The following is a 1,685-nucleotide window of genomic DNA, read 5'->3' on the forward strand; positions in this document are numbered from 1 at the left end:
GACATGCCGCGACTCGGCCTCGCCCGGCACGAGTCCGTGCCGGTGCGCGACGAGCTCACCGGCGAGATCTACCACTGGGGCAGGACCAACTACGTACGCCTGGAGCCCGGACACCGGCCCGCACACGTACTCACCGTCCTGCGACCGTCCTCACCGCCCACCGGAGGGTCACCCACACCATGATCGTCAACGAGCCCGTCCAGGACACCTTCGAGGACACCCCGGCCAAGGACCGGGACCCCGAATGGTTCAAACGCGCCGTCTTCTACGAAGTCCTCGTCCGCTCCTTCCAGGACAGCAACGGCGACGGCATCGGAGACCTCAAAGGCCTCACCGCCAAACTCGACTACCTGCAATGGCTCGGCGTCGACTGCCTCTGGCTCCCCCCCTTCTTCACCTCACCCCTGCGCGACGGCGGCTACGACGTCGCCGACTACACCGCCGTCCTCCCCGAATTCGGCGACCTCGCCGACTTCGTCGAATTCGTCGACGCCGCCCACCAACGCGGCATGCGCATCATCATCGACGTCGTCATGAACCACACCAGCGACCAGCACCCCTGGTTCCAACAGTCCCGCGCCGACCCCACCGGCCCCTACGGCGACTACTACATGTGGGCCGACGACGACAAACAATACGAAGACGCCCGCATCATCTTCGTCGACACCGAAGCCTCCAACTGGACCTTCGACCCCGTCCGCAAGCAGTACTACTTCCACCGCTTCTTCTCACACCAACCCGACCTCAACTACGAGAACCCCACCGTCCAAGAAGAAATGATCTCCGCCCTCAGGTTCTGGCTCGACCTGGGAATCGACGGCTTCCGCCTCGACGCCGTCCCCTACCTCTACGCCGCCGAAGGCACCAACTGCGAAAACCTCCCCGCAACCCACCAATTCCTCAAACGCGTCCGCACCGAGATCGACGCCCACTACCCCGACACCGTCCTCCTCGCCGAAGCCAACCAATGGCCCGAGGACGTCGTCGACTACTTCGGCGACTACCGCACCGGCGGCGACGAATGCCACATGGCATTCCACTTCCCCGTCATGCCCCGCATCTTCATGGCCGTCCGCCGCGAATCCCGCTACCCCGTCTCCGAAATCCTCGCGAAAACCCCAGCCATCCCCTCCGGCTGCCAATGGGGCATCTTCCTCCGCAACCACGACGAACTCACCCTCGAAATGGTCACCGACGAAGAACGCGACTACATGTACGCGGAATACGCCAAAGACCCCCGCATGCGCGCCAACATCGGCATCCGCCGCCGCCTCGCCCCCCTCCTCGACAACGACCGCAACCAGATCGAACTCTTCACCGCCCTCCTCCTCTCCCTCCCCGGCAGCCCGATCCTCTACTACGGCGACGAGATCGGCATGGGCGACAACATCTGGCTCGGCGACCGCGACGCCGTCCGCACCCCCATGCAATGGACCCCCGACCGCAACGCCGGCTTCTCCTCCTGCGACCCCGGCCGCCTCTTCCTCCCCACGATCATGGACCCCGTCCACGGCTACCAGGTCACCAACGTCGAAGCCTCCATGAGCAACCCCTCCTCCCTGCTCCACTGGACCCGACGCATGATCGAAATCCGCAAACAGAACCCCGCCTTCGGCCTCGGCTCCTACACCGAACTCCCCTCCACCAACCCCGCCGTCATCGCCTTCCTCCGCGAACACAAGGAC

The 1,685-nt window shown here is 64.9% G+C and carries 2 protein-coding genes; both read left to right on the top strand.

Features of this window, described 5'->3' with window-relative positions; all coding sequences use genetic code 11:
* A partial coding sequence (locus IE265_RS37995; protein WP_190040365.1) for an alpha-amylase occupies positions 1-183 on the top strand: 183 nt, incomplete at its 5' end.
* Positions 180-1,685, top strand: a 1,506-nt coding sequence (gene treS / locus IE265_RS38000) for a maltose alpha-D-glucosyltransferase (RefSeq protein WP_190040366.1), incomplete at its 3' end; no start/stop codon positions are given. The genes IE265_RS37995 and treS, both read left to right, overlap by 4 nt.

The sequence above is a fragment of the Streptomyces fructofermentans genome (assembly GCF_014651055.1).
In the GTDB taxonomy this organism is placed as follows: domain Bacteria; phylum Actinomycetota; class Actinomycetes; order Streptomycetales; family Streptomycetaceae; genus Streptomyces; species Streptomyces fructofermentans.